1 pseudogene is annotated in these 545 nt (G+C 45.1%); it reads right to left on the bottom strand.

The annotated features are described in order from the left end of the window. Positions 1–545 (bottom strand): annotated as a pseudogene (locus GMD1S_RS10825) (polyribonucleotide nucleotidyltransferase); the annotation flags it as partial.

Consider the following 545-nt stretch of genomic DNA (forward strand, 5'->3'; position numbering starts at 1 on the left):
TCAGCCACATCACGCATAATACGGTCAAATTCTTCGTGGTCTGCATATTTTTCTTCATACACCGCAGTCACTTGGTCTTTAACTGCTTGAGTCGCAGCTTCTCGAGCCAATTTTTCTTCTACTTGGACAGCTTTTTGGAGGTCACTGTTGTAGGCTGCGATGATTTCAGCCTGCAAGTCAGCGTCTACATGAAGCAATTCCACTTCTGCTTTTTCCTTACCAACTGCCGCAACGATTTCTTCTTGGAAGGCAATCAATTCTTTGACTGCTTCGTGCCCTTTGAGAAGGGCTTCCAACATGATTTCTTCTGACAATTCTTTGGCACCAGACTCTACCATGTTGATGGCGTGTTTGGTACCAGCTACTGTCAATTCAAGGAGAGATTGCTCTGCTTGTTCTTGCGTAGGGTTGATGATGATTTGACCATCTACATAGCCCACTTGCACCCCAGCAATTGGTCCGTCAAACGGAATATCTGAGATAGAAAGTGCCAAGGATGAACCAAACATAGCCGCCATTGGAGCAGAGGCATTTTCATCATAAGA

The organism is Streptococcus sp. GMD1S (assembly GCF_000296875.1).
Taxonomy (GTDB): domain Bacteria; phylum Bacillota; class Bacilli; order Lactobacillales; family Streptococcaceae; genus Streptococcus.